This window comes from Streptomyces sp. NPDC021012 (genome assembly GCF_044333355.1).
Classification (GTDB): Bacteria; Actinomycetota; Actinomycetes; order Streptomycetales; family Streptomycetaceae; genus Streptomyces.
In genome coordinates this window covers 454772-477451 of sequence record NZ_JBIRQU010000004.1, presented here as the reverse complement: position 1 = coordinate 477451, position 22680 = coordinate 454772, and the positions used below count along the sequence as shown (strand labels likewise).

24 protein-coding genes are annotated in these 22680 nt (G+C 73.8%); 13 read left to right on the top strand and 11 right to left on the bottom strand.

Features of this window, described 5'->3' with window-relative positions; genetic code table 11:
• Positions 1 to 31: 31 nt before the first annotated feature.
• From ACH4TP_RS16385 to ACH4TP_RS16375, 3 genes are all read right to left on the bottom strand, one after another.
• A complete protein-coding gene (locus ACH4TP_RS16385) occupies positions 32 to 1465 on the bottom strand; it encodes an MFS transporter (RefSeq protein WP_398438286.1) in 1434 nt (477 codons plus the stop codon).
• A gap of 73 nt (positions 1466 to 1538) precedes the next feature.
• A complete protein-coding gene (locus tag ACH4TP_RS16380; RefSeq protein WP_398438284.1) occupies positions 1539 to 2732 on the bottom strand; it encodes a lipid-transfer protein in 1194 nt (397 codons plus the stop codon).
• A gap of 14 nt (positions 2733 to 2746) precedes the next feature.
• Positions 2747 to 4918: an acyl-CoA dehydrogenase gene (locus tag ACH4TP_RS16375; RefSeq protein ID WP_398178027.1), complete on the bottom strand. Its 2172-nt coding sequence runs from the start codon at positions 4916 to 4918 to the stop codon at positions 2747 to 2749.
• Positions 4919 to 5065: 147 nt separating this feature from the next.
• On the opposite strand from ACH4TP_RS16375, the gene ACH4TP_RS16370 reads away from it, so the two are divergent.
• Together ACH4TP_RS16370 and ACH4TP_RS16365 are read left to right on the top strand one after the other, a co-directional pair.
• Positions 5066 to 5944 carry an NmrA/HSCARG family protein gene (locus ACH4TP_RS16370; protein ID WP_398438282.1) on the top strand — a complete coding sequence of 293 codons (879 nt, stop codon included), beginning with the start codon at positions 5066 to 5068 and terminating at the stop codon, positions 5942 to 5944.
• Between the two features lie 30 nt (positions 5945 to 5974).
• Positions 5975 to 6406, top strand: coding sequence for a MarR family winged helix-turn-helix transcriptional regulator (locus ACH4TP_RS16365; protein WP_398438280.1), 432 nt, complete (start codon positions 5975 to 5977; stop codon positions 6404 to 6406).
• Positions 6407 to 6425: 19 nt separating this feature from the next.
• On the opposite strand, the gene ACH4TP_RS16360 is transcribed toward ACH4TP_RS16365, so the two are convergent.
• Complete coding sequence (locus ACH4TP_RS16360; RefSeq protein WP_398438278.1) at positions 6426 to 7601, bottom strand: hypothetical protein; 1176 nt, start codon at positions 7599 to 7601, stop codon at positions 6426 to 6428.
• 140 nt (positions 7602 to 7741) lie between these two features.
• Between ACH4TP_RS16360 and ACH4TP_RS16355 the strand changes: the two genes are divergently transcribed.
• The 3 genes from ACH4TP_RS16355 (at position 7742) to ACH4TP_RS16345 (ending at position 9519) form a co-directional block, all read left to right on the top strand.
• Positions 7742 to 8146 carry a DUF4259 domain-containing protein gene (locus tag ACH4TP_RS16355; RefSeq protein WP_389230131.1) on the top strand — a complete coding sequence of 135 codons (405 nt, stop codon included), beginning with the start codon at positions 7742 to 7744 and terminating at the stop codon, positions 8144 to 8146.
• A 61-nt stretch (positions 8147 to 8207) separates the two neighbouring features.
• Positions 8208 to 8663 carry a hypothetical protein gene (locus ACH4TP_RS16350; protein ID WP_389230134.1) on the top strand — a complete coding sequence of 152 codons (456 nt, stop codon included), beginning with the start codon at positions 8208 to 8210 and terminating at the stop codon, positions 8661 to 8663.
• Between the two features lie 34 nt (positions 8664 to 8697).
• Positions 8698 to 9519 carry a hypothetical protein gene (locus ACH4TP_RS16345; RefSeq protein ID WP_398438276.1) on the top strand — a complete coding sequence of 274 codons (822 nt, stop codon included), beginning with the start codon at positions 8698 to 8700 and terminating at the stop codon, positions 9517 to 9519.
• On the opposite strand, the gene ACH4TP_RS16340 is transcribed toward ACH4TP_RS16345, so the two are convergent.
• Positions 9506 to 9904, bottom strand: coding sequence for a hypothetical protein (locus ACH4TP_RS16340; RefSeq protein WP_398438274.1), 399 nt, complete (start codon positions 9902 to 9904; stop codon positions 9506 to 9508). The genes ACH4TP_RS16345 and ACH4TP_RS16340 overlap by 14 nt on opposite strands.
• A gap of 245 nt (positions 9905 to 10149) precedes the next feature.
• Between ACH4TP_RS16340 and ACH4TP_RS16335 the strand changes: the two genes are divergently transcribed.
• Positions 10150 to 10779 carry a class I SAM-dependent methyltransferase gene (locus ACH4TP_RS16335; protein ID WP_389230143.1) on the top strand — a complete coding sequence of 210 codons (630 nt, stop codon included), beginning with the start codon at positions 10150 to 10152 and terminating at the stop codon, positions 10777 to 10779.
• Here the strand turns inward: ACH4TP_RS16335 and ACH4TP_RS16330 are convergent.
• The 4 genes from ACH4TP_RS16330 to ACH4TP_RS16315 all read right to left on the bottom strand — a co-directional run bounded on the left by ACH4TP_RS16330 (position 10745) and on the right by ACH4TP_RS16315 (position 14654).
• Entirely contained in the window at positions 10745 to 11575 is an 831-nt protein-coding gene (locus tag ACH4TP_RS16330; protein ID WP_398178048.1) for a methyltransferase domain-containing protein, read from the bottom strand. The genes ACH4TP_RS16335 and ACH4TP_RS16330 overlap by 35 nt on opposite strands.
• On the bottom strand, positions 11572 to 12366 hold the full coding sequence (locus tag ACH4TP_RS16325; RefSeq protein WP_398438271.1) for a hypothetical protein: 795 nt from the start codon (positions 12364 to 12366) through the stop codon (positions 11572 to 11574). Before ACH4TP_RS16325 ends, ACH4TP_RS16330 begins: the two co-directional genes overlap by 4 nt.
• Positions 12367 to 12420: 54 nt before the next feature.
• A complete protein-coding gene (locus ACH4TP_RS16320) occupies positions 12421 to 12603 on the bottom strand; it encodes a hypothetical protein (protein ID WP_398438270.1) in 183 nt (60 codons plus the stop codon).
• Between the two features lie 227 nt (positions 12604 to 12830).
• Positions 12831 to 14654, bottom strand: a complete 1824-nt coding sequence (locus ACH4TP_RS16315) for a hypothetical protein (protein WP_398438268.1) — start codon at positions 14652 to 14654, stop codon at positions 12831 to 12833.
• A 508-nt stretch (positions 14655 to 15162) separates the two neighbouring features.
• Between ACH4TP_RS16315 and ACH4TP_RS16310 the strand changes: the two genes are divergently transcribed.
• The 3 genes from ACH4TP_RS16310 (at position 15163) to ACH4TP_RS16300 (ending at position 18209) form a co-directional block, all read left to right on the top strand.
• On the top strand, positions 15163 to 16074 hold the full coding sequence (locus ACH4TP_RS16310; protein ID WP_398438266.1) for an N-acetylmuramoyl-L-alanine amidase: 912 nt from the start codon (positions 15163 to 15165) through the stop codon (positions 16072 to 16074).
• A gap of 158 nt (positions 16075 to 16232) precedes the next feature.
• Positions 16233 to 17093: a hypothetical protein gene (locus tag ACH4TP_RS16305; RefSeq protein WP_398178059.1), complete on the top strand. Its 861-nt coding sequence runs from the start codon at positions 16233 to 16235 to the stop codon at positions 17091 to 17093.
• Positions 17094 to 17198: 105 nt separating this feature from the next.
• Positions 17199 to 18209: an LLM class F420-dependent oxidoreductase gene (locus ACH4TP_RS16300; RefSeq protein WP_398178062.1), complete on the top strand. Its 1011-nt coding sequence runs from the start codon at positions 17199 to 17201 to the stop codon at positions 18207 to 18209.
• Positions 18210 to 18211: 2 nt separating this feature from the next.
• On the opposite strand, the gene ACH4TP_RS16295 is transcribed toward ACH4TP_RS16300, so the two are convergent.
• A complete protein-coding gene (locus ACH4TP_RS16295) occupies positions 18212 to 18754 on the bottom strand; it encodes a hypothetical protein (RefSeq protein ID WP_398438264.1) in 543 nt (180 codons plus the stop codon).
• A gap of 249 nt (positions 18755 to 19003) precedes the next feature.
• On the opposite strand from ACH4TP_RS16295, the gene ACH4TP_RS16290 reads away from it, so the two are divergent.
• From ACH4TP_RS16290 to ACH4TP_RS16275, 4 genes are all read left to right on the top strand, one after another.
• Positions 19004 to 19855 carry a helix-turn-helix domain-containing protein gene (locus ACH4TP_RS16290; protein WP_398178068.1) on the top strand — a complete coding sequence of 284 codons (852 nt, stop codon included), beginning with the start codon at positions 19004 to 19006 and terminating at the stop codon, positions 19853 to 19855.
• Between the two features lie 122 nt (positions 19856 to 19977).
• Entirely contained in the window at positions 19978 to 20439 is a 462-nt protein-coding gene (locus ACH4TP_RS16285; RefSeq protein ID WP_389230170.1) for a hypothetical protein, read from the top strand.
• 83 nt (positions 20440 to 20522) lie between these two features.
• Positions 20523 to 20963, top strand: a complete 441-nt coding sequence (locus ACH4TP_RS16280; RefSeq protein ID WP_398178071.1) for a peptidase inhibitor family I36 protein — start codon at positions 20523 to 20525, stop codon at positions 20961 to 20963.
• Positions 20963 to 21871: a hypothetical protein gene (locus tag ACH4TP_RS16275; protein WP_389230176.1), complete on the top strand. Its 909-nt coding sequence runs from the start codon at positions 20963 to 20965 to the stop codon at positions 21869 to 21871. The genes ACH4TP_RS16280 and ACH4TP_RS16275 overlap by 1 nt, the downstream gene beginning before the upstream one ends.
• Here ACH4TP_RS16275 and ACH4TP_RS16270 read toward each other — a convergent pair.
• Positions 21849 to 22667 carry a DUF2690 domain-containing protein gene (locus ACH4TP_RS16270; protein WP_398438261.1) on the bottom strand — a complete coding sequence of 273 codons (819 nt, stop codon included), beginning with the start codon at positions 22665 to 22667 and terminating at the stop codon, positions 21849 to 21851. The genes ACH4TP_RS16275 and ACH4TP_RS16270 overlap by 23 nt on opposite strands.
• Positions 22668 to 22680: the final 13 nt, after the last annotated feature.

Sequence of the window (22680 nt, the reverse complement as noted above, 5' to 3'; positions counted from 1 at the left end):
CCATCAGCTCGACAAGGCGGGGGGGAAAGCGCTACCGGGCACGCGCCGCCGTGGCCCTCGGCAGCCAGATCAGCATCAGCAGGGCCGCGCCGACGAGGACGGCCGTCGAGACGCGGAAGGCCGCCGCGTAACCGGCGGTGAGGGCGGCGGGGGTCGCGGCGGGGCCCGTGACGGCGGTCGCGAGGGTGCTCAGGATCGCGAGGCCGAGGGCGCCGCCCATGGTGCGGGAGGTGTTGACGAGGCCGGAGACGAGGCCCGCGTCGCCAGGGGCGGCGCTGGAGGTGGCGAGGGTGGCCAGCGGGGTGGTGGCCAGGCCGATGCCGGCCATCATCAGGACGCCGGGGCCGAGGATCGTCGTCAGGAAGCCGCCGTCGACGGTCATCGTGGACTGCCAGGCGAAGCCGGCGGCCCCGATGAGCGCGCCGGTGGCGGCGAGGTTCCGGGCGCCGACGGCCGGCATCAGGCGCGGGGCCGCCTTCGAGCCCAGGATGACGCTGAGGGAGCTGGGGACGAGCGCGAGACCCGCCTGGAGCGGGGAGTAGTCGAGGACGCTCTGCGCGTACGTCGTCATGAAGAACCACATGCCGAACGAGCTCGAACCGCACAGCATGATCCCCACGTTGGCCGCCGACACCGCCCGCGTGCGGAACAGCTTCAGCGGCATCAGCGGGGCCGCCGTGCGGGCCTCGACGGCCACGAAGACGGCAAGGAGCACGAGGCCGCCGAGGAGCGTCAGGACGGTCGCCGGATCGGTCCAGCCGGCCGCCTCGGTCTGCACGATGCCGTACGCGAGGACGGCGAGGCCCGCGGTGACGAGGACGGCGCCCGGCAGGTCGAGGCGGCGGCCGGTGCCGGTGCGGCTCTCGCGGAGCGCGAACACCGCCCCGGCCAGGACGAGGACTCCCACGGGGACGTTGACGAGGAGGACCCAGCGCCAGGAGAACAGGTCGACGAGGAGCCCGCCGACGAAGCCGCCCGCCGCGCCGCCGGCCGCGCCCACCGCCGTCCAGGTGGCGATGGCCCGGGTCCTGGCGGGCCCGGCCGCGACGGCGCCGGTGACCAGGGTCAGAGTGGCCGGCGAGAGGACGGCCGCGCCGAGGCCCTGGGCCGCGCGGCCCGCGACGAGCTGCCAGCCCTCCTGGGCGAGGCCGCCCGCGACCGAGGCCGCGGTGAAGAGACCGAGCCCGAGGAGGAACATCGCCTTCCGCCCATAGAGGTCGGCGGCCCGCCCGCCGAGCAGCATGAACCCGGCGAAGGCGATCCCGTACGCGCTGATCACCCACTGCAGGCCGGCCGCCGAGAGCCCGAGGTCGGACCGCATCGACGGCAGCGCCACGTTCACGACGGAGACGTCGAGGACGACGAGGAACTGGCCCGCGCAGGCGGTCAGGACGACCGCCCAGGCGCGGGACGAGGGTTTCGGGGTGGAGGGCGTGGTCGTGGTGGCGGAGTCGGTCTGCGGCATGGATGTGATGGTCGCAGACCGGCTCCGCCCCGTACATGAGGTTTCGGTCCCACCCGTACATGGGGTTTCCGTCCTAGGCCTTTCGGAGGAGCGTCACCACCGCCGCACCGCCCAGGCCGATGTTGTGGGCGAGGCCGACCCGCGCCCCCGCCACCTGCCGGGCCCCGGCCTCGCCCCGGAGCTGCCAGACCAGTTCGGCGGCCTGGGCGAGGCCGGTCGCGCCGAGCGGGTGGCCCTTGGAGATGAGGCCGCCGGAGGGGTTCACGACCCAGCGCCCGCCGTAGGTGGTGGCGCCGGACTGGACGAGTTTGCCGGAGGCGCCCTCCTCGCACATGCCGAGCGCCTCGTAGGTGAGCAGCTCGTTGATGGAGAAGCAGTCGTGGAGTTCGACGACGTCCACGTCCTCGATGCCGAGGCCTGAGCGCTCGTACGCGAGGCGGGCGGCGGCCCGGGACATCGGGCGGCCGACGGCGTCGATGCAGGAGCCGGAGGCGAAGGACTCCTCGGTGTCGGTGGTCATCGCCTGTCCGGCGATCTCCACGGCCCGGTCCCGCAGCCCGTGTTCGTCGACGAAGCGCTCGGAGACGACGACGGCGGCGGCCGCGCCGTCGGAGGTGGGCGAGCACTGGAGCTTGGTGAGCGGCCGGTGGACGGTCTTCGCGGCGAGGATCTCGTCGACGGTGTAGACGTCCTGGAACTGGGCGTTCGGGTTGTTGACGGAGTGCTGGTGGTTCTTGGCGCCGACGGCGGCGAGCTGCACCTCGGTCGTCCCGTACCGCTCCATGTGCTCGCGGGCGGCGTTGCCGAAGATCTGGGCGGTGGGCGGGGACGTCTCGAAGCCGTGGGCGGCGGCCATGATGCCGTAGTGCCGGGCGACGGGGGACGTCTTGAAGTCGCCCGCGCCCGACCCGCCTCCCAGCGCGCCCCGGGCCATCTTCTCGAAGCCGAGGGCGAGGACGCAGTCGGCGGTGCCGCCCTCGACGAACTGCCGGGCGACCATGAGGGCGGTGGAGCCGGTGGCGCAGTTGTTGTTGAGGTTGTAGACGGGGACGCCGGTGAGCCCGAGTTCGTACGCGGCGCGCTGGCCGGCGGTGGAGGCCTGGAAGCAGTAGCCGACGGCGGCCTGCTCCACGCGCGCGTAGGGGACGCCCGCGTCGGCGAGGGCCGCGGTGCCCGCCTCCTCGGCCATGTCCCAGTACTGCCAGTCCCGGGTCTCCGGCTTCTCGAACTTCGTCATGCCGACGCCGACGACATACGCCTTGCCCATTTCCGAGTTCCCCCTCAGTCCTTCGGGAGGCCGAGCAGCCGCTCGGCGACGACGTTGAGCTGCACTTGCGTGGTGCCGCCCGCGATGGTGAGGCAGCGGGACATGAGCAGGCCGTGGACGGCCCGTTCGCCGGGGCCCTCGCGCACGGCGCCCTCGGGGCCGTGGAGTTCGAGGGTGAGTTCGGCGAGTTTCTGCTGGTGGAGGGTCTGGACGAGCTTGCGGACGCTGGCGCCCGCGCCGGGTTCGAGGCCGGACACCTGGAGCAGGGTGGTGCGCAGGCCGATGCACGCGAGCGCGTGGGCCTCGGCGAGCAGGGCCCCGATGCGTACGCGTACGGAGCTGTCGACCCGGTCCGCCCGGTCGATGACGGCTTCGAGGCCGGTGTCGAAGGCGACCTGGTCGGCCATGTGGACGCGTTCGTTGCCGAGGGTGTTGCGGGCGACGCGCCAGCCGTCGCCCACCTCGCCGACGACGGCGTCGGCGGGCAGGAGGACGTCGTCGAACCAGACCTCGTTGAAGAGGGAGTCCCCGGTGATCTCCTTGAGCGGCCGGATGTCGATGCCGGGGGTGTTCTTCATGTCGACGAGGAAGTAGGTGAGCCCCTGGTGCTTGGGGGCGGTGGGGTCGGTGCGGGCGAGCAGGATGCCGTGGTGGGCCCACTGGGCGGCGCTCGTCCACACCTTCTGCCCGTTGATCCGCCAGCGCCCGTCCTCCGTCCGCTCCGCGCGCGTACGGAGGGAGGCGAGGTCGGAGCCGGCTTCGGGCTCGGAGAAGAGCTGGCACCAGAGGCGTTCGCCGCGCAGGGTCGGGCCGAGGTGCTCGGCCTGCTGGGCGGGGGTGCCGTGGGCGAGGAGGGACGGCACCACCCAGGTGGCGATGCCGAGTCCGGAGAGCCTGATCCCGGCCTCGTCGAGTTCCCGTTGGACGGCGAGCTGCTGGAGGGGGCCCGCGCCGAGCCCGTACGGCTCCGGGAGGTGCGGGGCCGCGTAGCCGGTGGGGGCGAGGGCGCGCCGGGCGGCGGCCGGGTCGAGCCCGGCGGCGGGGGCGATGGCCTCGCGGGCCTGGCGGCGGTACGCGTCTGCCTCGGGCGGCAGGTCGAGGCGGAGGCCGCGCCGGACGCCGGCGGCGGCGTGCCGGAGGGCGGCGAGCCGGTGGTGGTCGCCGGTGCCGAGGAGCTGGCGGGCGACGAGGGCGCGGCGCAGCAGCAGATGGGCGTCGTGCTCCCAGGTGAAGCCGGTGCCGCCGAGGATCTGGATGCAGTCCTTGGCGCAGCTGTACGCGGCGTCGAGGGCGGTGGCGGCGGCGAGCGCGGCGGTGAGGGAGCGGACTCCCTCCTGGCTGTCCTGGCCGGCGCGGGCTGCGTCCCAGGTGAGGGCGCGGGCCTGTTCGAGCCGGACGAGCATGTCGGCGCAGAGGTGTTTGACGCCCTGGAACCGTCCGATCGGGCGGCCGAACTGCTCGCGGGTGCGGGCGTGTTCGGCGGCGGTCTCGACGGCGCGGGCGGCGGTGCCGCAGGCGTCGGCGGCGAAGAGGACGGCGGCGAGGTCCTGGACGGCTCCGGCTTCGAGGGCGAGCTCGCGCCCGGCCGGGACGTGGGCGGCGCGGGCGGTGATCTCGGCGGTGGGCCGGGTGGGGTCGGCGCTCTCGTGGGGCCGGACGGCGAGGCTCTCGGTGTCGGCGGCGAGCCAGACGGAGCCGTCGGCGGTGGCGGCCCGGAGGAGCACCAGGTCGGCCTGAGCGCCGCCGAGGACGGGGGGCGCGGTGCCGTCGAGGAGCCAACCGCTCGCGGTGCGGACGGCGGTGAGGGTGCCGGTGCCGCCGAGGGCGACGGCGCCGATCCGCTCCCCACGCGCGAGCGTGCCGGCCGTTTCGTGCCGCCCGGCGCGGTGGAGGAGCTCGGCGGCGAGGACGGAGGGCAGGTAGGGCCCGGGCAGCAGGGCCCGCGCCGCCTCCTCCACGACGACGGCGAGGTCCCCGAGGTCGCCGCCCCCGCCGCCGTACTCCTCGGGGAGGTGCAGCCCGAGGAGTCCCTGCTCGGCGGCGGCGTCCCAGTACGAGGGCCGTCCGGTGGCGGTGTCGGGGACGTCCAGGTGCTTGCGGACTTCCTCGGGGGGTGCGGCGCGGGTGAGCCAGCCCCGGACGGATCGGGCGAGCTCCCGCTGTTCGTGCGTGATGGCGATGCCCATGCGCCGCAGACTAGAACACGTTCCATTCTGACGGAAGGTCAGAAACATGATTCGAGAAAACCTGCGCGGCACAGAGAAATCCGAGTAGGGTTATCTGCACAACACAGAGAATGCACAGTGCAGCCATCACTTCACTCGGGGAGAACCATGCTCACCGTCGCCGTCACCGGCGCCACCGGCGCCCAGGGCGGGGCCACCGCCCGCGCCCTGCTCGCCGCCGGCCACCGGGTCCGCGCCCTCACCCGCCGCCCCGGCTCGCCCGCCGCCGCCGCCCTGCGCGCCCTCGGCGCCGAGGTGCGGCACGCGGACTTCGACGACCGCTCCTCCCTCGACGCCGCCCTCGCGGGCGCCGACTCCCTGTTCGCCGTCACCACCTTCGAAGCCGGGGTCGAAGCCGAGGTCCGGCAGGGCAGGGCCCTCGTCGACGCGGCGGCGGCCGCCCGCCTCGGCCACGTCGTCCTCACCTCCGTCGCCCACGCCGACCGCGACACCCGCGTGCCGCACTACGAGAGCAAGCGCGCGGTCGAGCACCACCTCCACGCCTCCGGCACGCCCTGGACGGTGATCGGCCCGGCGGCCTTCATGGACAACTACGCCGGCGGCTGGACCGCCGACGGACTGCGCGCGGGCACCTTCGCCTGGCCGATGCCGGCCGACCGACCCCTCGCCCTCATCTCCGCACAGGACATCGGCGCGTTCGGCGCGCTCGCCCTCGGGCGCCGCGAGGACTTCACGGGCCGCCGGATCGACATCGCCGCCGACGAGCGCACCCCGGCGGAGATGACCGCGATCCTCGCCGCCGCCCTCGGCCGCCCGATCACCCACCAGGAGGTCCCGCTCGCGTACGTGCGCACCCGCTCCACGGACCTGGCCGCGATGTTCTCGTACTTCACCACGACCGGCCTCGACGTCGACGTCACCGCACTGCGCAGGGAGTTCCCCGAGGTCGGCTGGCGCGGCTTCGACGACTGGGCGCGGGCCCAGGACTGGACGTCGATACTGGCGCCGGAACCGTCCGACCGCTGACACCCCTCCTCACCGTTTGGAGAGCCCCGCATGGAGCACGAGCCCAACGCCATGCCCCCCATCGGCTTCCTGCTGAACCGCACCGACAAGGCCCTCACGCGTGTCATGGACGGCACGCTCGGGGAGTTCGGCCTCACCCGCGTCGTCTGGCAGGTCCTGAACATGGTCAGGAAGGAAGACGGAATCACCGACGCCGAGGTCCTGAGGATCCTCTCGGTCAACGCCGACGCCCCCACCCTGACCGCCGCCGTCGAGACGACCCTCGCCGGAGGCTGGACGTCCCGCCCGGCCCCCGGCCGCCTCACCCTCACCCCGGACGGCGCCGCCCGCCTGGCCGAGGTGGCGGACCGCGTGAAGGCGTTCCGCGCCCGCTCCGTCGACGGCATCACCCCCGAGGAGTACGGCACCGCCGTCCGCGTCCTGGAGCGCATGATCGGGAACCTCGAAGACACCCGGCCCTGAAGGCGAAGGACCGCGGCGGTCAGCCGCGCATGATCCTCACCTTCTCCGGGCCACAGCCGATCCGCTCCGCCTCCGCCGCCACGTAGGCGGGGAGCAGCGAGCGCGTCAGGTCGAAGGCGACGTCGTCGATCGCCCGCTTCTGCTCCACGAGGAAGACCACCGAACCCTTCGGACACTTCGCCTTGTAGGCGGCGCGCGTCTCGCTCAGGGAGCCGTAGCCCCGGGGGCCCTCCACCCGCGTGCCGCCGTGCAGCACGGCCTTGTTGAAGATCGCGGTCAGCGACGGGGTCTCCACCGTCGTGAACCTGAGGTACGTGTTGGGGGCCGGGCCGCCCACCTCGCAGCTGCGGGCCGGGCCGCCGAAACCGCCGAAGCGTTCCCGCGTGAGCGCCTCACGGCGCTCGCGGGAGAAGCCGGCGGGCAGGGCGAAGCCCTTGGTTCCGCACAGCGCGTCCTGGTCCGCCTCCTCCCAGTCCCCCGCCTTCGCGAGGGCGCCGGGCGCCGCATAGGACTGCGAGCAACCGAGGGCGCGGATCGCCCCGTTGGCCGCGTCGACAGCCGCCCGGGCCAGGGCGGCACGGTCCTCCTCCCACCCCCGGAGCCCGGGTTCGTAGTCGACCCCCGCACGCCCCAGGGACACGTCGACGACGGTCGCGGCCTCGAAGTCGCCCGGCTTGCCCGTGCACTTCTCGGGAAGGGCGATCCAGGCCCGCGCGCCGGAGACCATGCCGGGCAGTCCCTTGCCCAGGGACACCATGTCCGGGTCCAGGTAGTCCGCGGGCCAGCGGTCGCCGTCCGCGCCGTACAGACCGTCGAGTTCATGGACGCGGATGTCCACCGCGCGGCGCGGGCGCCCGTCCTGGAAGCTCGTCACCCGGCAGATCCCGTTCCTGAGACCGCTGCTGCCTCCCAGGCGCTGTTCCTCGGAACGGACCTCGCGGTCCTCGCCGAAGAGCGCGGTCACGGTCCCCTCACCCAGCGAGTCCCAGCAGGGCGCGGCCCCATCGACCAGGGGCAGCGTGTCGGTGCGCCAGGCGACGGCCCCGGCGCCGAGCAGCGCACCGACGAGCCCGGCGACCACCGCCGTGCGGGCGGTACGGCTCCGGAACGCCCGCCGCAGCGGCGACATCCGCCCGCCACCGCCCGGCTCCACCGCCTCCGCCGTCTCCTGTGCCGCCTCGGTCTGCTCGCTCATCGCCCTGACCCCCGCGTCCCGTCCCGTACCGCCCGTTCCGGCGGCCCGGAAGAGCCTAGTCCGGCGGGCGGGGGGCGTTGTCAGTGGTGGCTGTCACTCTGTCGGGACAGCCGAACGACAGCGGAGAGAGCGAGCACGCCATGGGTACCTGGGACATCGGCCCCTTCGACAACGACACCGCCGCGGACTTCTCGTACCGGGTCGACGAGGCGCCGGAGGAGAAGAAGGCGGAGGTGCTGCGCACGGCCTTCCGCGAGGTGATCGAGACCGGCGGCGACTACCTCGACTCGGACCTGGCGGTGGAGGCGATCGCCTCGGCCGCCCTGCTCGCGGCGCAGTGCCCCGGTGGCGAGCCGGTCACCACCTCGTACGGCCCGAAGAAGCCGCTGCCCGCGCTTCCGGCGGAGTTGCGTCCGGCGGCCGTGGAGGCTCTGGACCGGGTCCTCACCGAGCCGTCCGAACTCCTGGAGCTCTGGGAGGAGTCGGACGGCGAGGAGTGGAAGGCGGGGGTGCTGAGACTGCGGGGCGTGCTGGCCGGGGGCTGAGCGTCCGCCCCCCGTCCGCCTACTGTGGAAGGGAGACACACGTACGAGAACGGGGGGTTCCATGGACGTGCGGACGTGGGGGCTGGTCATGGAGATGACCGTGGGGCTCGGGGAGCGCAAGCACATGGAGGCCCATGTGATGGCGCACGTCTCCGGGTCGCGCGAGGACGCGTTGGAGGAGCTGGAGCGCCGGGCGCGGAGCTTCACACCGGAGCATCCCCGAAGTCCCAAGCGCCGTCGGCTCCTCCGGAAGGACGACGGGTTCCTGCTCGTCGTGGACGGGGCGTGGCAGTCGTACGTCACCCGGTTCACGGTGGCGGAGCTGCTGGAGGACTCCGCCGCGCCGAAGTCCGCGCCCGAACCTCCGGCTCCGGAAACGGAGTCCGAGGCGGTGGAACCGGAACCCGAACCGGGGCCCGGGCCGGACGTCGAGCCGGAACCCGGGCCGGACGTCGAGCGGTACGCGGACGGGGTGCCGGTCAGACCGGCGTGGCTGGGCCGCGACGACCTGCCCTGAGGACGGGCGGCCGGCGGGGGGCTACGCTCCCGCCATGTCGAGCATCCGTGCGGTGGTCCTGGAGCATCGGCGGGCCGACGGCCTGCCTCCGTACGAGCGGCCCCGCCCCGGCACGCCGCTCGCCCGCCGGGACGGCACCGCCGTCCACGGCCGGACCCGTGCGGTCACCGGCGTCGGCGCCGACGGCCGCACCCTGTGGACGCACTCCTTCTCCGGGCGGCCGAACGCGGCGCACATCTCGGGCGGCCGGGTCCTCGTCACCACCGACTCGCTGGAGTACACGGCGTGGGGCCACCTCGGCCCGGCGTTCCTCCTCGACCTCGCCGACGGGCGGCTGGTCGCCGAGCTGCGCGGGGCGCGCGGGGCGGCACGCGGCGGCGGCCGGTTCCTGCTGGGCCTGGAGGGCTACGGCATCTTCGAGACGCGGGAGTACGACCGCGACGGCAACGAGACCGACCGGTGGCCCTCGTACGGGCACTACGTCGTCGGCAGCGGCGTCCGGGTCGTGGAGGCCGACCGGAACGTCCCGACGAAGAACCGGGTCGTACGGCTCCTGCCCGGCGGCGCCGTCACCCCCGGCCCCGAACTGTCCGACCCGCAGCCGCCGAAGCCGGTCGTCCTCCCGGACGGCACCGTCCTGGTGCTCGACGGCGGGGTGCTCCGGGCGGTGGGGCGGGACCTCGGCACGACCGTCCTCGCGGAGCTGAAGGACGGCGGCGACAGCCGGGCGATACGGACCCTCCACCAGGACCGGGAAGGCAGGATCGTCGCCAGCATCGCGGAGCCGCACCCGGCCGACCCGGCGAAGTACACCGTCGACACCTGGACCCTCCGCCTGTCCTCTACCGGCGCCTGAACCGGAGGACGACCGCGGCGACGGTCGCGGCGACGGCGGTGACGGCCAGGACCAGCAGCCCCGGGTTCACCCACCACGGGACGACCTCCTCGCCCCGGCACACCAGGCTGACCGGCAGGGCGCTGCTGGAGTCCGGCATGACCTTCGCCCCCGCGTTGAACCAGCACGCGTCCTCCGGGAAGAGGGACGGCAGGTACGACAGGCCGTACACGTGCAGCGCCCCGCCCGCGAGGTAGGCGAGCCCGGCGGCCCAGGCTGCCTTCTTCGCGGGGGTACGGCGGGGCCGGGGCGGCGGGGGCAGCGCGGCGTTCTCCCGCCGGGCCCGGACCAGCCCCACGTACGTGATCGCCGCCCACGTCGGCAGGACGAGGGCGAGGACCACCATCCCTATGAGGGTCGCCACGGTCAGCGGTCGCCGTCGCCGCTGTACGGGGACTTGCGCCGGCGTGTTCCCGCCGGGCTCTGGTGGGTCTCCATGGTGTTCCTCCATGACGCGGCCGCTCGGAGGCGAGCGTAACGGAGCGACCCCTGGAGAGGGGTGGGAGGAGGACGGTGTGGTTCGGGTGCGAGGAGTAGGGCACGATGGGCGCCCGTAGACGCGTACCCGCCAGTAGGCCCGTAGGAGTGACCATGTCCGAGCCCTCGCCCGAGATCCTTGCCGCCTTCGAGGCCGCGAAGGGGTTCATGCCCGTCGGGGAGGGGCTCGCTCTGTACGGGGCGGCCGTCGAGGCGGCGAAGCTGGGGCTGCCGCTGCTTGAGGTGGGGACGTACTGCGGGCGGTCGACGATCCTGCTCGCGGACGCGGCCCGGCAGGCGGGGACGGTCGCGGTGACCGTGGACCACCACCGGGGCAGCGAGGAGCAGCAGCCGGGGTGGGAGTACCACGACGAGAGCGTGGTGGACCCGGAGGTGGGGCTGATGGACACCCTGCCGACGTTCCGGCGGACGCTCCACAAGGCGGGGCTCGAGGAGCACGTGATCGCGATCGTCGGGCGTTCGCCGCTGGTCGCCAGGACCTGGGGCGGGCAGCTCGGGTTCGTGTTCATCGACGGCGGGCACACCGACGAGCACGCCACGAACGACTACGAGGGCTGGGCCCCCAAGGTCGCCCCCGGGGGCCTGCTCGTCATCCACGACGTCTTCCCGAACCCGGAGGACGGCGGCCAGGCGCCGTACCGGATCTACCTCCGCGCCCTTGAGTCGGGTGACTTCGAGGAGGTCTCCGTCACCGACTCGCTGCGGGTGCTGCGCCGCCGCTGACGACCTCGGGGGCCGTTCCGGTCACCGTGAAGGCGACCGAGTAGGTCAGCGTCTCCTCGCTGTCCAGGTGGGCGAGGAAGACCCCCACGGCCTCCTCGGCCGCCTGCGCAGAGCCGAGCGCGCGGGCGATCAGCGGGCGGGCGATGTCGAGCTTGAGCGCCCACTGCTCGCGCTCCACCGGGTCGATCCGGCCGGCGATCAGGTGGTACGGGTCCACCCGCACGTCCAGGTCGGTGAGGCCGGCCCGGCGGGCGAGGGCGAAGAGGCGGCGCCCGGTGTGCGGGTCGAACCCGGCCGCCCCGAGGGCCTCGGTCACCGGGTCGAGGAGCGCGCGCAGTTCGGGCCCGACGGGGTCGTGCCAGACGAGCTGCCCGTCGAGGTCGAAGAGCACGACCCGGCCGCCGGGGCGGGTGACGCGGGCCATCTCGGCGACGGCCTTCTCTCGCTCGGCGACGTACTGGAGCATGAGCCGCGTGTAGACCAGGTCGAAGGAGCCGTCCTCGAAGGGGAGCGCGCGGGCGTCCCCGGTGCGGCGGACCAGGGCGTCGCCCGCCGGGTTCCCGGTACCGGCGGCGAGCCGGTCGGGGTTGCCGTCGAAGGCCGTGACCTCCGCCTCCGGCCGGGCGCGGTGGACGGCCTCCGCGATGTGCCCGGGGCCCGCGCCGACGTCGAGGACGCGCCCCGCTCCGGCGGGCAGGACCGGGCCCAGGTACTCCCGTACCCAGACGTCGGCGTCGACCTTCGCGACGAGCCGGCCGGCCTCGCGCCGGTCCTCCATCAGGTACGGGACGCTCACGGGTTCCTCCTCGGGTGCTGCCCCCGGCCGCGCAGGCGGCTCGCGTAGAGACGGTCGATGTGCCGGTGGACGTCGGGGTACGCCTCGGCGAGCCAGATGGCGCGGGTGTACGGCCGGACGGCTTCGGCGCCCGCCCGGACCAGCCGGTCCATCGGTGTCTCCCCGGCCACGGGGACGCAGCCGGGTTCGAAGTCCTCGTAGGCGGTGCTCGCGGCGGCGATCAGCGCGTCCAGCGCCCGCTGCGCCTCGGTCGCGTCGAGCTCGGGCGAGACGAGCACGTCGCAACGGTTCTCCAGGAAGGAGAAGTTGAGGCCGAGCGGGCCCCGGTAGGCGAGCGCGGCGGCCCGGAGCCGGCCGGTGGCGTCGTACTGGACGAAGATCCGCCGGTGGCGGCGGAGTCCGACGAGCCGGTAGAGCCGGTCGACGTCGTCGAGCAGCAGGTCGTCCCGGTCGAGGCCCTCGGCGCGGACGAACACCTCGCCCCGGCAGGCGCGGGCGAGCTCGGCGAGCTCGGGACAGGCCCCGCCGTCGAGCTCGACGACCGGCCGGTCCCGGTCGCCGCCCCGTCCGAGCGTCTCGGCGAGGGCCGACGGCACCATCACGTACTCGCCGGGGACGGTGGTGGAGCGCTCGGGGCCGACGGTCTCGGTCATGCCGCCGAAGGCGAGGGCGGCGAAACGGTTGCTCGGGCTGAACCAGTTCTGCTGGGCGACGTCCCGCCACTCCCCCATCCGCACGGCCTGCGCCGCCAGCATCACGGCCCGGCCGCCGAGGAGGGTGCCGGAGCTCACCAGGTGCTGGGTCTGCCAGCCCGCGTGGGTGGACCGCCAGGAGGAGAGGGAGGCTCAGCCGCCGTCGGGCTCCTCGTGACTGACCACGAGGTGCAGGAGTTCACCGGCGCGGCGGGCCCGCTCCCAGTTCTCCAGGATCAGCGACCGGTAGGGGGCGAGCCTGGCCCGCTTGGCGGGGTAGAGGAACCGGGAGCGCTCGTACCGCTCGAAGAGCTCCGCCGGGGGCTGCGCGTTCACCTCGCAGCCGAAGTCGGACCAGGTTAAAGGGGTGGCCGGGCGGCCCGGGGTGGGCGGGCGCCCGGTGTCGCGGTCCAGGACCGCCGTGCTGTTCATCCGTCTGTTTCCGTCCTGGGGACTGGGAGGGTCCGGCGATCCCGGAAGGCCCAAGATCACCGAGAGTCCAACGGCCGTCGCCCCGAAAGGTGACGGCCGCCCGGATGAACATCACTTCCGCGTGGTGGCGGTCAGAACAGCGAGGTCACGTACAGGCAGTTCGTATAGCTGTAGCCCGGTTCGATCTTCGTCTTGCTGCTCTTGGTGTCCCCCTTCGAGGTGCCGCTCGCCGCCCGCTTCTGGAGGAACTGGTAGTCGCCGGCGGGCAGCAGCAGGGTCGCCTTCGGGTACTTCGAGGACGGCCCCGAGCAGGCCTTGATCTTCGGGGAGTTCACGAGCAGCGGGGCCTGGTACTTCGTGCAGGTCCCGCATGCCTTGAGGGTGACCCTGCCGGTCATCGGGCCCGTGTAGAGCACCTCGACCTCGCCGGGGCCGTCGTTGCTGATCACCATGACCATCCGGGGGCCGCCGGGGACGTCGGCCGAGGGCAGGCTCTTGCCGGCCGCGGGCTCCTCCTCGGCGATCTCGGCGGCGATGGCGATCGAGCGGGCGTGGGCGGCCTTCGGGCTGTTCGGGTACGTCTTGGCGTAGTCGGTCATGGTCGTGACCGCGCTGTCGAACTCCTTGTTCTTGAACTGGGAGGTCCCGCAGGCGAAGTCGCCCGTCTGGACCGCGTCCGCCGCCTCCTTCGAGGCGCCTTCGAGGGACGGGTCCGGCATGTTGTCGAGGGAGGAGCGCAGCGCGCGCAGCTCCTCGGTCGTGTCGCAGGGCGCGGAGCCGCCGGCGAGGGCGGTCGTGCGGGTCTTGATCGCCGCGCGGACGGCCGGTTCGACCTCGGCCGCCTGGGCGGACTTCGGGAAGGTGTCGAGGAGCTTGTTGAGGCTCTCGCTCGCCGGCGGGTTCGCCGTCCGCACGCCGAGCGCCGCCGTGCCGCACTCGTAGAGCGACTCGGCCAGCGGCTCGTCGGTCTTGGCGGGCCGGGAGCCGAGGAGGCCCTTGTCCACGGTGGCGGGGAGCTCCCGCAGGTACGTGAGCGGCGCCACGGCCGCGCAGTACTCCTTCTTCGCGTACGGGGCGGAGACCGTCTTGTAGTACGCGTCGAGGCGGTCGGGGACGAGCTTCCCGGCCCGCGAGCCGGCGTGCTTCGTGCCGAGGTCCTCGTAGGCGCTGAGCGCCTGGCGGAAGATGGGCTCGGCCTTGTCGAAGGCGAGGCCGTCGGTGGACTTCACCAGCGCGTCCGCCGCCGCGAGCAGGTCCAGCATCGCCTGCTCCTTCGCCTCGTCGCGGGCGGCGCCGTACGCGAGGGAGCCTCCGGCGGGCACGGCGAGCAGCACGAGCGCGAGCGGCAGCGCCAGGCGCCGGACGGAGCCGCCGACCCCGAGCGTGGCCCTCAGCCCGCGCCGGGCGCCGTCGGCCGCCACGGCGAGCAGGAACACGCCGTAGCCCACGAGCAGACCGAAGGGCACCCCGTCGACGTCGGCGGGAAGCGCCGCCACGAGCAGCGCGCCGGTCGCGAGCCAGCAGAGCGCCGCTCCGACCCAGTTCCTCAGCAGGACGTAACCCAGGCCGAGGCCCGAGAGGTTGAGCAGCCCGATCGCGGCCGCCTGCGCCGGGTTCGCGTCGCCCCGGGGCTGCGCGGGCCCCTGCCCGGACGGCGGACCGTACCCGGGCGGCCCGTACCCCGGCGGCGGCCCGAAGCCGGGCGGCGCCCCGGGCGGCGGCGGCACGGTCCCGGCCCCCGCCCAGCCGGGCGCGGTCGCGGGCCCGGCCGGAGCGCCGGACGGGGTGGCGGCCGCGCCCTGCGGGACGGGGGCCGGGTCGGGTGCGCCACCGGACGGGGTGGCGGCCGTGGCCGCGAGCGGGGCCCCGGCCCCCGCGCCGGGCGGCGGGCCGAAGGCGAGCGTGGGCGTTCCGCCGACCGGGGCGGCGGGAGCCGCCGGAGCTGCGGGAGCCACCGGGGCGGCCGGAGCCGCCGGGACGGCCGGATCGGGGGCTGCCTGGGCAGCCGGAGCGGCATCCGTCGGGGCCGGCGCCGCAGGCGCGGCCGGAGTCGGCGGTGTCGCCGGGGTCGGAGCGGCCCAGGGCGGCTCAGACGCCCCGAGAGCCGTCCCGGAGGACGGCCTGGAAGCCGCACCCGAAGGCGGCGCGGAAGCCGGCCCTGAGGACGGTCCGGAAGCCGCCCCGTAAGACGGTCCGGAAGCCGTTCCGGAATCCGTCTGCTCCCTCTTGGTTAAACCGACCTCGCCCGGAGGTCTGTCGTTCGGCTCGGGACGTGCGTCGTTCGGTTCTTCCCCCACCACGGTTCCCCCTCGTGGGTCCATGCGCGGTGACACCCCACCGTCGCCTCTTCCCACTTACCCTTCACGGTTCGCCCACACGCGTCCACCGTTTCGAAAGGGCGGTGACCAAGCTGCGACGTACCCGGTACGGCGTTTCGCCCCGCGCAGGGCCTACAGTCGCGGGGTGCCGTACGACCACCGGAAGACCGCCCGCCGTACCCTCGCCCTCGCCCTCGCCGCCACGGGCTGCTGCGCCGTGCTCGCCGGGTGCGCGAGCTCACAGGCCTCGCCGCCGAGCGGGAAGGCCCGGGGGACGTCCCCGGCCACCCAGGGCGAGAGCGGGGCGGAGTCCCGCCCGCCGTTCGCCTCTCCCTCCGCCGTCCCCGGACCCGGCCGCTCGTCGGCGCCGGCGCAGGGGAACGGCTCGCTCGCCGGGAGGACGATCGTCATCGACCCCGGCCACAACTCCGGCAATTTCCGCCATTCCACCGAAATCAACCAGAAGGTCGACATCGGGACCAACCGCAAGGAGTGCGACACCACGGGGACGTCCACGAACGCCGGTTACACCGAGGCCGCCTTCACCCTCGACGTCTCCCACCGCCTGCGGGACCTGCTCGCGGCGCGCGGCGCCAAGGTGGTCCTCACCCACGACGGCGAGCGCCCCTGGGGGCCGTGCATCGACGAGCGGGCGAAGATCGGCAACGGCGCCCGTGCCGACGCCGTGGTCTCCGTCCACGCGGACGGTTCGGCCGTCGGCCACCGCGGCTTCCATGTGATCCTCCCCGCAAAGGTGCGGGCGGGCACCGCCGACACCACGAAGATCGTCGGCCCCTCCCGTACCCTCGGTGAGCGGATCGCGGACCGGTTCGCACACGCCACCGGCACCTCGCCCGCCAACTACATCGGTGACGGTACGGGGTTGGACGTGCGGGACGACCTCGGCGGCCTCAACCTCTCGACCGTTCCCAAGGTCTTCGTCGAGTGCGGCAACATGCGCGATCCGAAGGACGCGCGACTGCTCACGTCGGCGGCGTGGCGGCAGAAAGCGGCGCAGGGTCTTGCGGACGGCATCGCGACCTACCTCAAGGGGTAGAACCGGCGGGCGATAGATTCGCTCCGTACGATGGGGCGGCCCCCGTGCCGCGAAACGTGCCGTGAACCGTGCCGTGAAACCCCGAGTGGCACCCCCGAGCGCCACCCTGAGCGCCACCCCCCGACGCGACGACCGACGACCTGACGAAGGACTCTTACGTGAATATCCGCTCCCTCACCCGAGGCGACGGCGTGCTGATCGGTGCAGCGGTGCTGCTGTTCATCGCCTCGTTCCTCGACATCGCCGGCTGCGACGCCGCCGCCGACATCTGCGACAAGGTCCCCACCGTGAACTCGTGGGAGCTCTCGTACCTCGGCTGGGGCTCCTTCTTCGTCGGGATCGCGGGCGCCGCCCTCGTCGTCGTCTCCCGCGCCCTGCCGGAGCCCCGCAAGGTGGTGGGCCTGGACCTCGGGCAGGTCGGTGCCGCGTTCACCATCGCGTCCGCCTGGACCCTCCTCATGTGGATCTTCGAGGCGGAGAACGCCGGCGCGGGCCTGATCCTCGGCCTCATCGCCGCGCTGGCCGTGGCCGGTGCCGCCGTCGCCGGCCCGCTGGTCCCCGCCCTGAAGGCCCCGCTCGTCGGCGCGCCCAAGCCGCAGGCCCCGCAGCCGTACGGGATGCAGCCCGGCCAGCCGGGTCAGCCGGGCGTCCCGGGCGGCTACGGCTACCCGGGTGCGCAGCAGCAGCCGTACGGCGCCCCGCACGACCCCTCGCAGGGCGCGGGCCAGCCGTTCGGCGCGCAGGCCGCCGCCGCCCCGCAGCCGCAGGCCGCGCACCAGCCCGAGCCGCAGGCGGCCGCTCCGGCCCCGCAGCCGGCGGCGGACTTCGCGCCGTTCTGGTTCGCGGTCCCGGTCGCGCGTCCGCTGTACGCGGAGGACGGCTCGCAGGCGCCGATCGCCGAGCTGGCGCCGGGCACCTGGTACCTGGCGGTCGAGCAGCGCGGTCCGGGCCTGGTGGCCCAGACGCAGGACGGCCGCCGTGGCGTCCTCCAGGACACGACGGGCATCCAGCGCGGCTGACACCCGTACTCGACGGCCCCCCGCCCGGAATCCCTTCCGGGCGGGGGGCCGTTGCCGTACAGTCCCCCCACCACACCTGACGGAGCGTCAGAAAGGATGCGGGGCATGCGACTCGGACTCGCCCTCGGCTACTGGGGCCGCGGCCCCTCCCCCGCCCACCTCGACCTCGCCCGCGAGGCCGAGCGGCTCGGCTACGACTCGGTGTGGACCGCCGAGGCCTGGGGCTCCGACGCCTTCACCGCGCTGACCTGGATCGCCGCGCACACCAGCCGCATCAGGCTGGGCACCGCCGTCGCGCAGATGGCGGCCCGCGCCCCCACCACCACCGCCATGCACGCCCTCACGCTCGACCACCTCTCCGGCGGGCGCCTGCTCCTCGGGCTCGGGCTCTCCGGGCCGCAGGTCGTCGAGGGCTGGTACGGTCGCCCCTTCCCCCGCTCCCCGCTGACCGCGACCCGCGAGTACGTGGACGTGGTCCGGCAGGTCCTGCGCCGCGAGGCCCCCGTACGGCTCGACGGGCGCCACCACTCCCACCCGTACGCCGGCCCGGACGGCACCGGCCTCGGCAAGGCCCTCAAGCCGATCACGCACCCGCTGCGCGCCGACGTGCCCGTCCTGCTCGGCGCCGAAGGGCCGAAGAACATCGCGCAGACCCTCGCCATCGCCGACGGCTGGCTGCCCCTCTACTGGACGCCCGACCGCTGGGCCGAGGTGTACGCCCTCCCGGACGCGCTGCCCGAGGGCTTCCTCGTGGCGCCCATGGTCCGGGCGCGGCTCTGCGAGGACGTCGCGACCGGGCTGCTGCCGGTCAAGGCGATGCTCGGCTTCTACATCGGCGGCATGGGGCACGCGGCCCGCAACTTCCACGCCGACCTGATGGGGCGCATGGGGTACGAGAAGGAGGCCCGTCGCATCCAGGAGCTGTTCGCGGCGGGGCGGCGCGAGGAGGCGGTGCTCGCCGTGCCCGACGCCTTCGCGGACGAGATCTCACTCGTCGGCCCCCGGGAGCGGATCGCCGGACGCCTGGAGGAATGGCGGCGGGGCCCGGTGACGGACCTGCTGGTCACGGCCCCGGACCCGGCCACCCTCCGCCTCCTGGCGGAGCTCAACTCGTAGCCCTAGCCGCCGAGTTCCGAGGTGCTGGGGACCTTGTCCACGACCTCGGCGCCGGCGCTCCTGCCCGCGTCCTTCACGTTGTTGATGAGGTTCTCGAAGGTGCTGACGTCCGCGTCGCCCGCCTCGCCCTTGCGGAACTTCGTCCCCAGGTCCTTGATCGACTCGATCCCGGCGGAGAGCGGCGCGACCGCCTTCGAGAGCAGCGGGTCGCCCTTGGCGTTGTTCACCGCCGCCTTGAGCCGGTTGTACGTGAACGCTCCCGCGAGCCCCGCCTTCACCAGGGCGAAGGTCCGGCCGTCCGCGCCCTTCTGGAACTTGCCCGCGCGGTACGGCTTCACGATCCACTGGTACGTGGCGCCCGCGGCGAGACCGGCGTTGGCCACGAACCGCGTCTTCGCCAGCTTCTGCTGCTCGAAGCTCGCGGAGGCCGTCGGGGTCGCGGCACCGCTCGCGCTCTTCGTGTCGTCGTTGCACGCGGCGGTGGTCAGCAGCAGCGCGCAGGACAGCAGCAGCGCCACGACTCCGCGCGAAACGGTTCTGGGCAAGACGGACCTCCCTGGTGACGGTGGCGCCAGCCTCGCCCGGGGCCCTTCGCGCGACCACCCGGGCGACCCCGAACGGGTGGCCGCAGCCGGTCCCCGCATCCCTCCCTGATGGCGTCCTCGCAGGTCAGGGGCGTGGGACGTCCCTCCGCGTCCCTGGGACGCCGCTGCCTCTGGCCCCCCGTCCGGCCCGATCGGACAGTGGTCACGAAGGTCGGTCCGGGACGGTTCCGGACCCGGAAGGGTGTGACGGTGAGACGCCGCGTCTGCGCAGCGGGAAACTGCCAGTGGTTCTACGCGAGGCCCGACGCCCGGCTCCGGCCGGGCATCGGCGCGTACCGCGGATTCCGGTCGACGGCGGGCCTGCCGCAGGAGCGGCTCGTGGTGCCGACCGGGAGGGTGTCGCTGCTCATCGGGTTCGGCAGCGAGCTGCGGCTCGGCCGGACGGGGCGCGGGGCGGCGGGGGCCGCGGCGCCGGCGCACACCTCCGTGGTGTCCGGTCTGCACACCCGGGCCAGGGTCCTCGGCCACCAGGGCGACCTCCACGGGGTGGAGCTCACCCTCGCGCCCTGGGCGGCGTACCGCCTCTTCGGCGCCACCCTCGGGGAGCTCGCGGACACGGTCACGGACCCGGCGGACGTCCTGGGCGGCCGGGTCCGTGACCTCGGCGCGGCCCTGGAGGCGGCCCCGGGATGGCGGGAACGGTTCGCCCTGCTCGACGAGACCCTGCTGCGCTGGACGGCCGATGCCGCACCGTCCCACGAGCCGTCCCCCGCCGTCCTGGAGGCCTGGCGGCTCCTCGACCGTACGGCGGGCCGCCTGCCGATCGGGGAGCTCGCCACCAGGACCGGCTGGAGCCTGCGGCACCTGGAGAACCGCTTCCGCGAGCAGATCGGTCTCACCCCGAAGCGCCTGGCCCGCGTCCTGCGGCTGAACCGGGCGATCCGGCTCCTCGCCACGGGCGGCGGGGCCGCCGGCGTCGCGGCCGACTGCGGGTTCTACGACCAGTCCCATCTCAGCCGCGAGTTCACGGCGATGACGGGAATGCCGCCGGGCCGCTTCCTGGCGGCCAGGAGCGGGGCCAGCGCATGGCTGGCCGGTTGAAACCGGCCATTCCGCGCGGTGCGTTTTTGTCCAATACGGAGCCGTGCGGCGGGTGTCAGCCTGTCTGCGCGCGCGACCCGCCGGGTCGCTCACCAGCTCACGACATGAAGGTGGATCAGAGAATGAGCAGCATCACTGGGTTCCGCAAGCGGGCCGCGGCCGCCCTCGGCGCGACGGCGCTGATCGTCGCGGGCGGTGTGGCGACGGCGGGCCAGGCGGTGGCCGGCCCCAACTGCCCGTCCGGCTACCACTGCGTGTTCTCGGCCTCCATCGCGAACAACAACAAGCACGCGTACTTCAACAGTGACACCGACTTCACCAACGACTACTTCGACGTCTACGGCAACGTCGTGAACGACGACGTCCACGCCGCCAGCAACTCCAGCAACAGCGGCTACGAGAGCCACTACTACCGGGACATCAACTACGGCGGCGGGCTGCTGTTCTGCGTGAACCCGGGCAGCTCGGTCGACTCCTGGCAGCTGCCGGACGACGGCGTCGACGGCAACGGCGACAGTGGCAGCAAGGCGGGCGAGGCCAGCTCCCTGCGGGTCCGCTCCACGACCTCCATCCCCTGCTTCTGACCGACCGGCGCGATCCGGGGCCCGGCAACACGGGGGTGTGCCGGGCCCCGTCCCCCTCCACGCATCCGAAAGGCAGCTCACAGATGACCAAGAACAACCGGATCACCGGACTCGGCAAGCGGATCGCCTCCGTGGCCGGCGCGACCGCGCTCCTCCTCGGGGGCGGCATCGCCACGGCGGGACCGGCGGCCGCCGGAGCCTACTGCCCGTCGGGCTACCACTGCGTCTTCCAGGGTTCCCTCGGCAGCACCGGGTACAAGTCGTTCTTCAACAGCGACGCCGACTTCACCAACGACTACTTCCAGGACACCGGCACGCCCGTGAACGACCAGGTGATGGCGGCCAGCAACTCCAGCAACGGCGGCTACGAGAGCCACTACTACAAGGACATCAACTACGGCGGCGGCCTGATCTTCTGCGTCAACCCCGGCAGCCAGGTCAACTGGGACCAGCTGGACTGGTCGCAGCGGAACCAGGCCAGCTCCCTGCGACTCCGGCCCACGACCACCATTCCCTGCTTCTGATGCGGAACACGCTCATACTCGCGCTCGGCCTCGCCGTCGGTGCGGCGGCGCTCTCCGGGTGCGGCACGACGCCGGAACCGGACCACCGGACCACCTCCGCCACCCGGATCGACACGGCGGAGCTGCACCGGCGGCCTCCGGTCACCGAGCTCCTGTTCACCCCGAACGCCCGCAGCCACGAGGCGCAGCGGCAGTTCGCCATCGCCTGCATGGCCAAGCAGGGGTTCCGTTATGCCCCCGTCGCCAAGACGGAGGAGACAGGGAGCGACGACCAGCTGCCGCAGCCGTTCGGTCTGGAGTCGGCCATGCCGGCCACGCCGACCCCGGAGTCCGCCCCGCCGGCGCCCGACACGCCTCCGAAGCCGGGCAGCCCGGAGAGCACGGAGACGTACGCGCGGGCCCTGTTCGGGGACCAGAGCAAGCGGGTCACGGCCAAGGGCGTCCGTATGAGCGTGTCCCGCCCGGGCAACGGCTGTCTCGCCGAGGCCGAGACCAGGGTCCTCGGCGACGGCCGGATGCGGTGGCTCCAGGTGCGCATCATGCTCTTCGAGGCGCAGGAGCAGGCCCGTAAGGACGTGGAGAAGGATCCCGCGTTCAAGGCCGTGACGGCGCGGTGGCGGACGTGCATGGACCGGGCCGGGTTCACCGGGCCCGATCCCGCACAGCTCCTCGCCTCCCTGCACACCCCCGAGGCCCGGGCGTCCAGCACCGCCCTGGCGACGGATCTGCGCTGCAAGGACGAGACGGGCTACCTCGACACCGCGTACACCCGGCTCGCCGCCGTCCAGCAGCGGTGGCTGGACCGGAATCCGGCCGTCGCCAGGGACTGGAAGACCCTGACGGGCCGCCAGGAGCGGGAGTCGCGCGAGGTCCTGTCCGCCTCCGCTACTTCTCCTCGCTCGGGATGAAGCGGCCGGTGCAGCTGCGCTGCCCGTCCTTCGGCAGGGCCGCGCAGACCCACACCGAGCCGTCGTCCGGGGCCGCGATCAGCGGCGTGTAGACGTCCCGGTCGTAGTGCACGACGTCGGCCTGCGCGGCGCCGTCGGAGTTGTTGACGACCACCGTGGCGCCGATCTGGGCGAAGGAGATACGACCCCACGCCGCCTGGCAGGCCTTGCTGTACCGGAGCTCGATCACCAGGTCCTTGGGGATGGAGCCGGTCCGTTCCGTGACCGCGTCGGCGCCGCAGTTCATCTTCTTCGGGTCCCGGCCCTCGCACGCGGTGCCGGTGCAGCCCGTCGCCGGGCCCGCGACCTGCACGGGGCGGGTGGGGCGGGACTCCGGCTCCTCGCCGGAGAACATCACGGCGGCCACGGCGACCGCCGCGGCGACGAGGAGTCCGGCCACGGCCGAGATCCACAGCGCGCGCCTGCGCCCGGGCCGCGCGGGCGCGGCGTCCTGAGCGGGCGCGGGCACGGGCGCCTCGTCGGAGGCCCCGTCGGAGGCCTCGTCCGCCGACGCCCGTTCCTCGTCCGCCCGGTCCCAGAGGGCGAGCAGGACCGCCGGGTCCTTCCCGTCGAGCCGGGCGATGCTCTCCACGGCGGCCCGCGGCGGGAACTGCTTCCCGTTGACCCACCGCTCCCAGGACGACTTCGCGTAGTGGGTCTTCTCGCCGAGCTGGGCGAAGCTCAGCCCCGACGCCTTCTTCAGGGCGAGCAGTTCGCTCGCCAGCTCCTCGGCCGAGGCCGTGGATCTCCCGCTCACAGACCCTTGACGG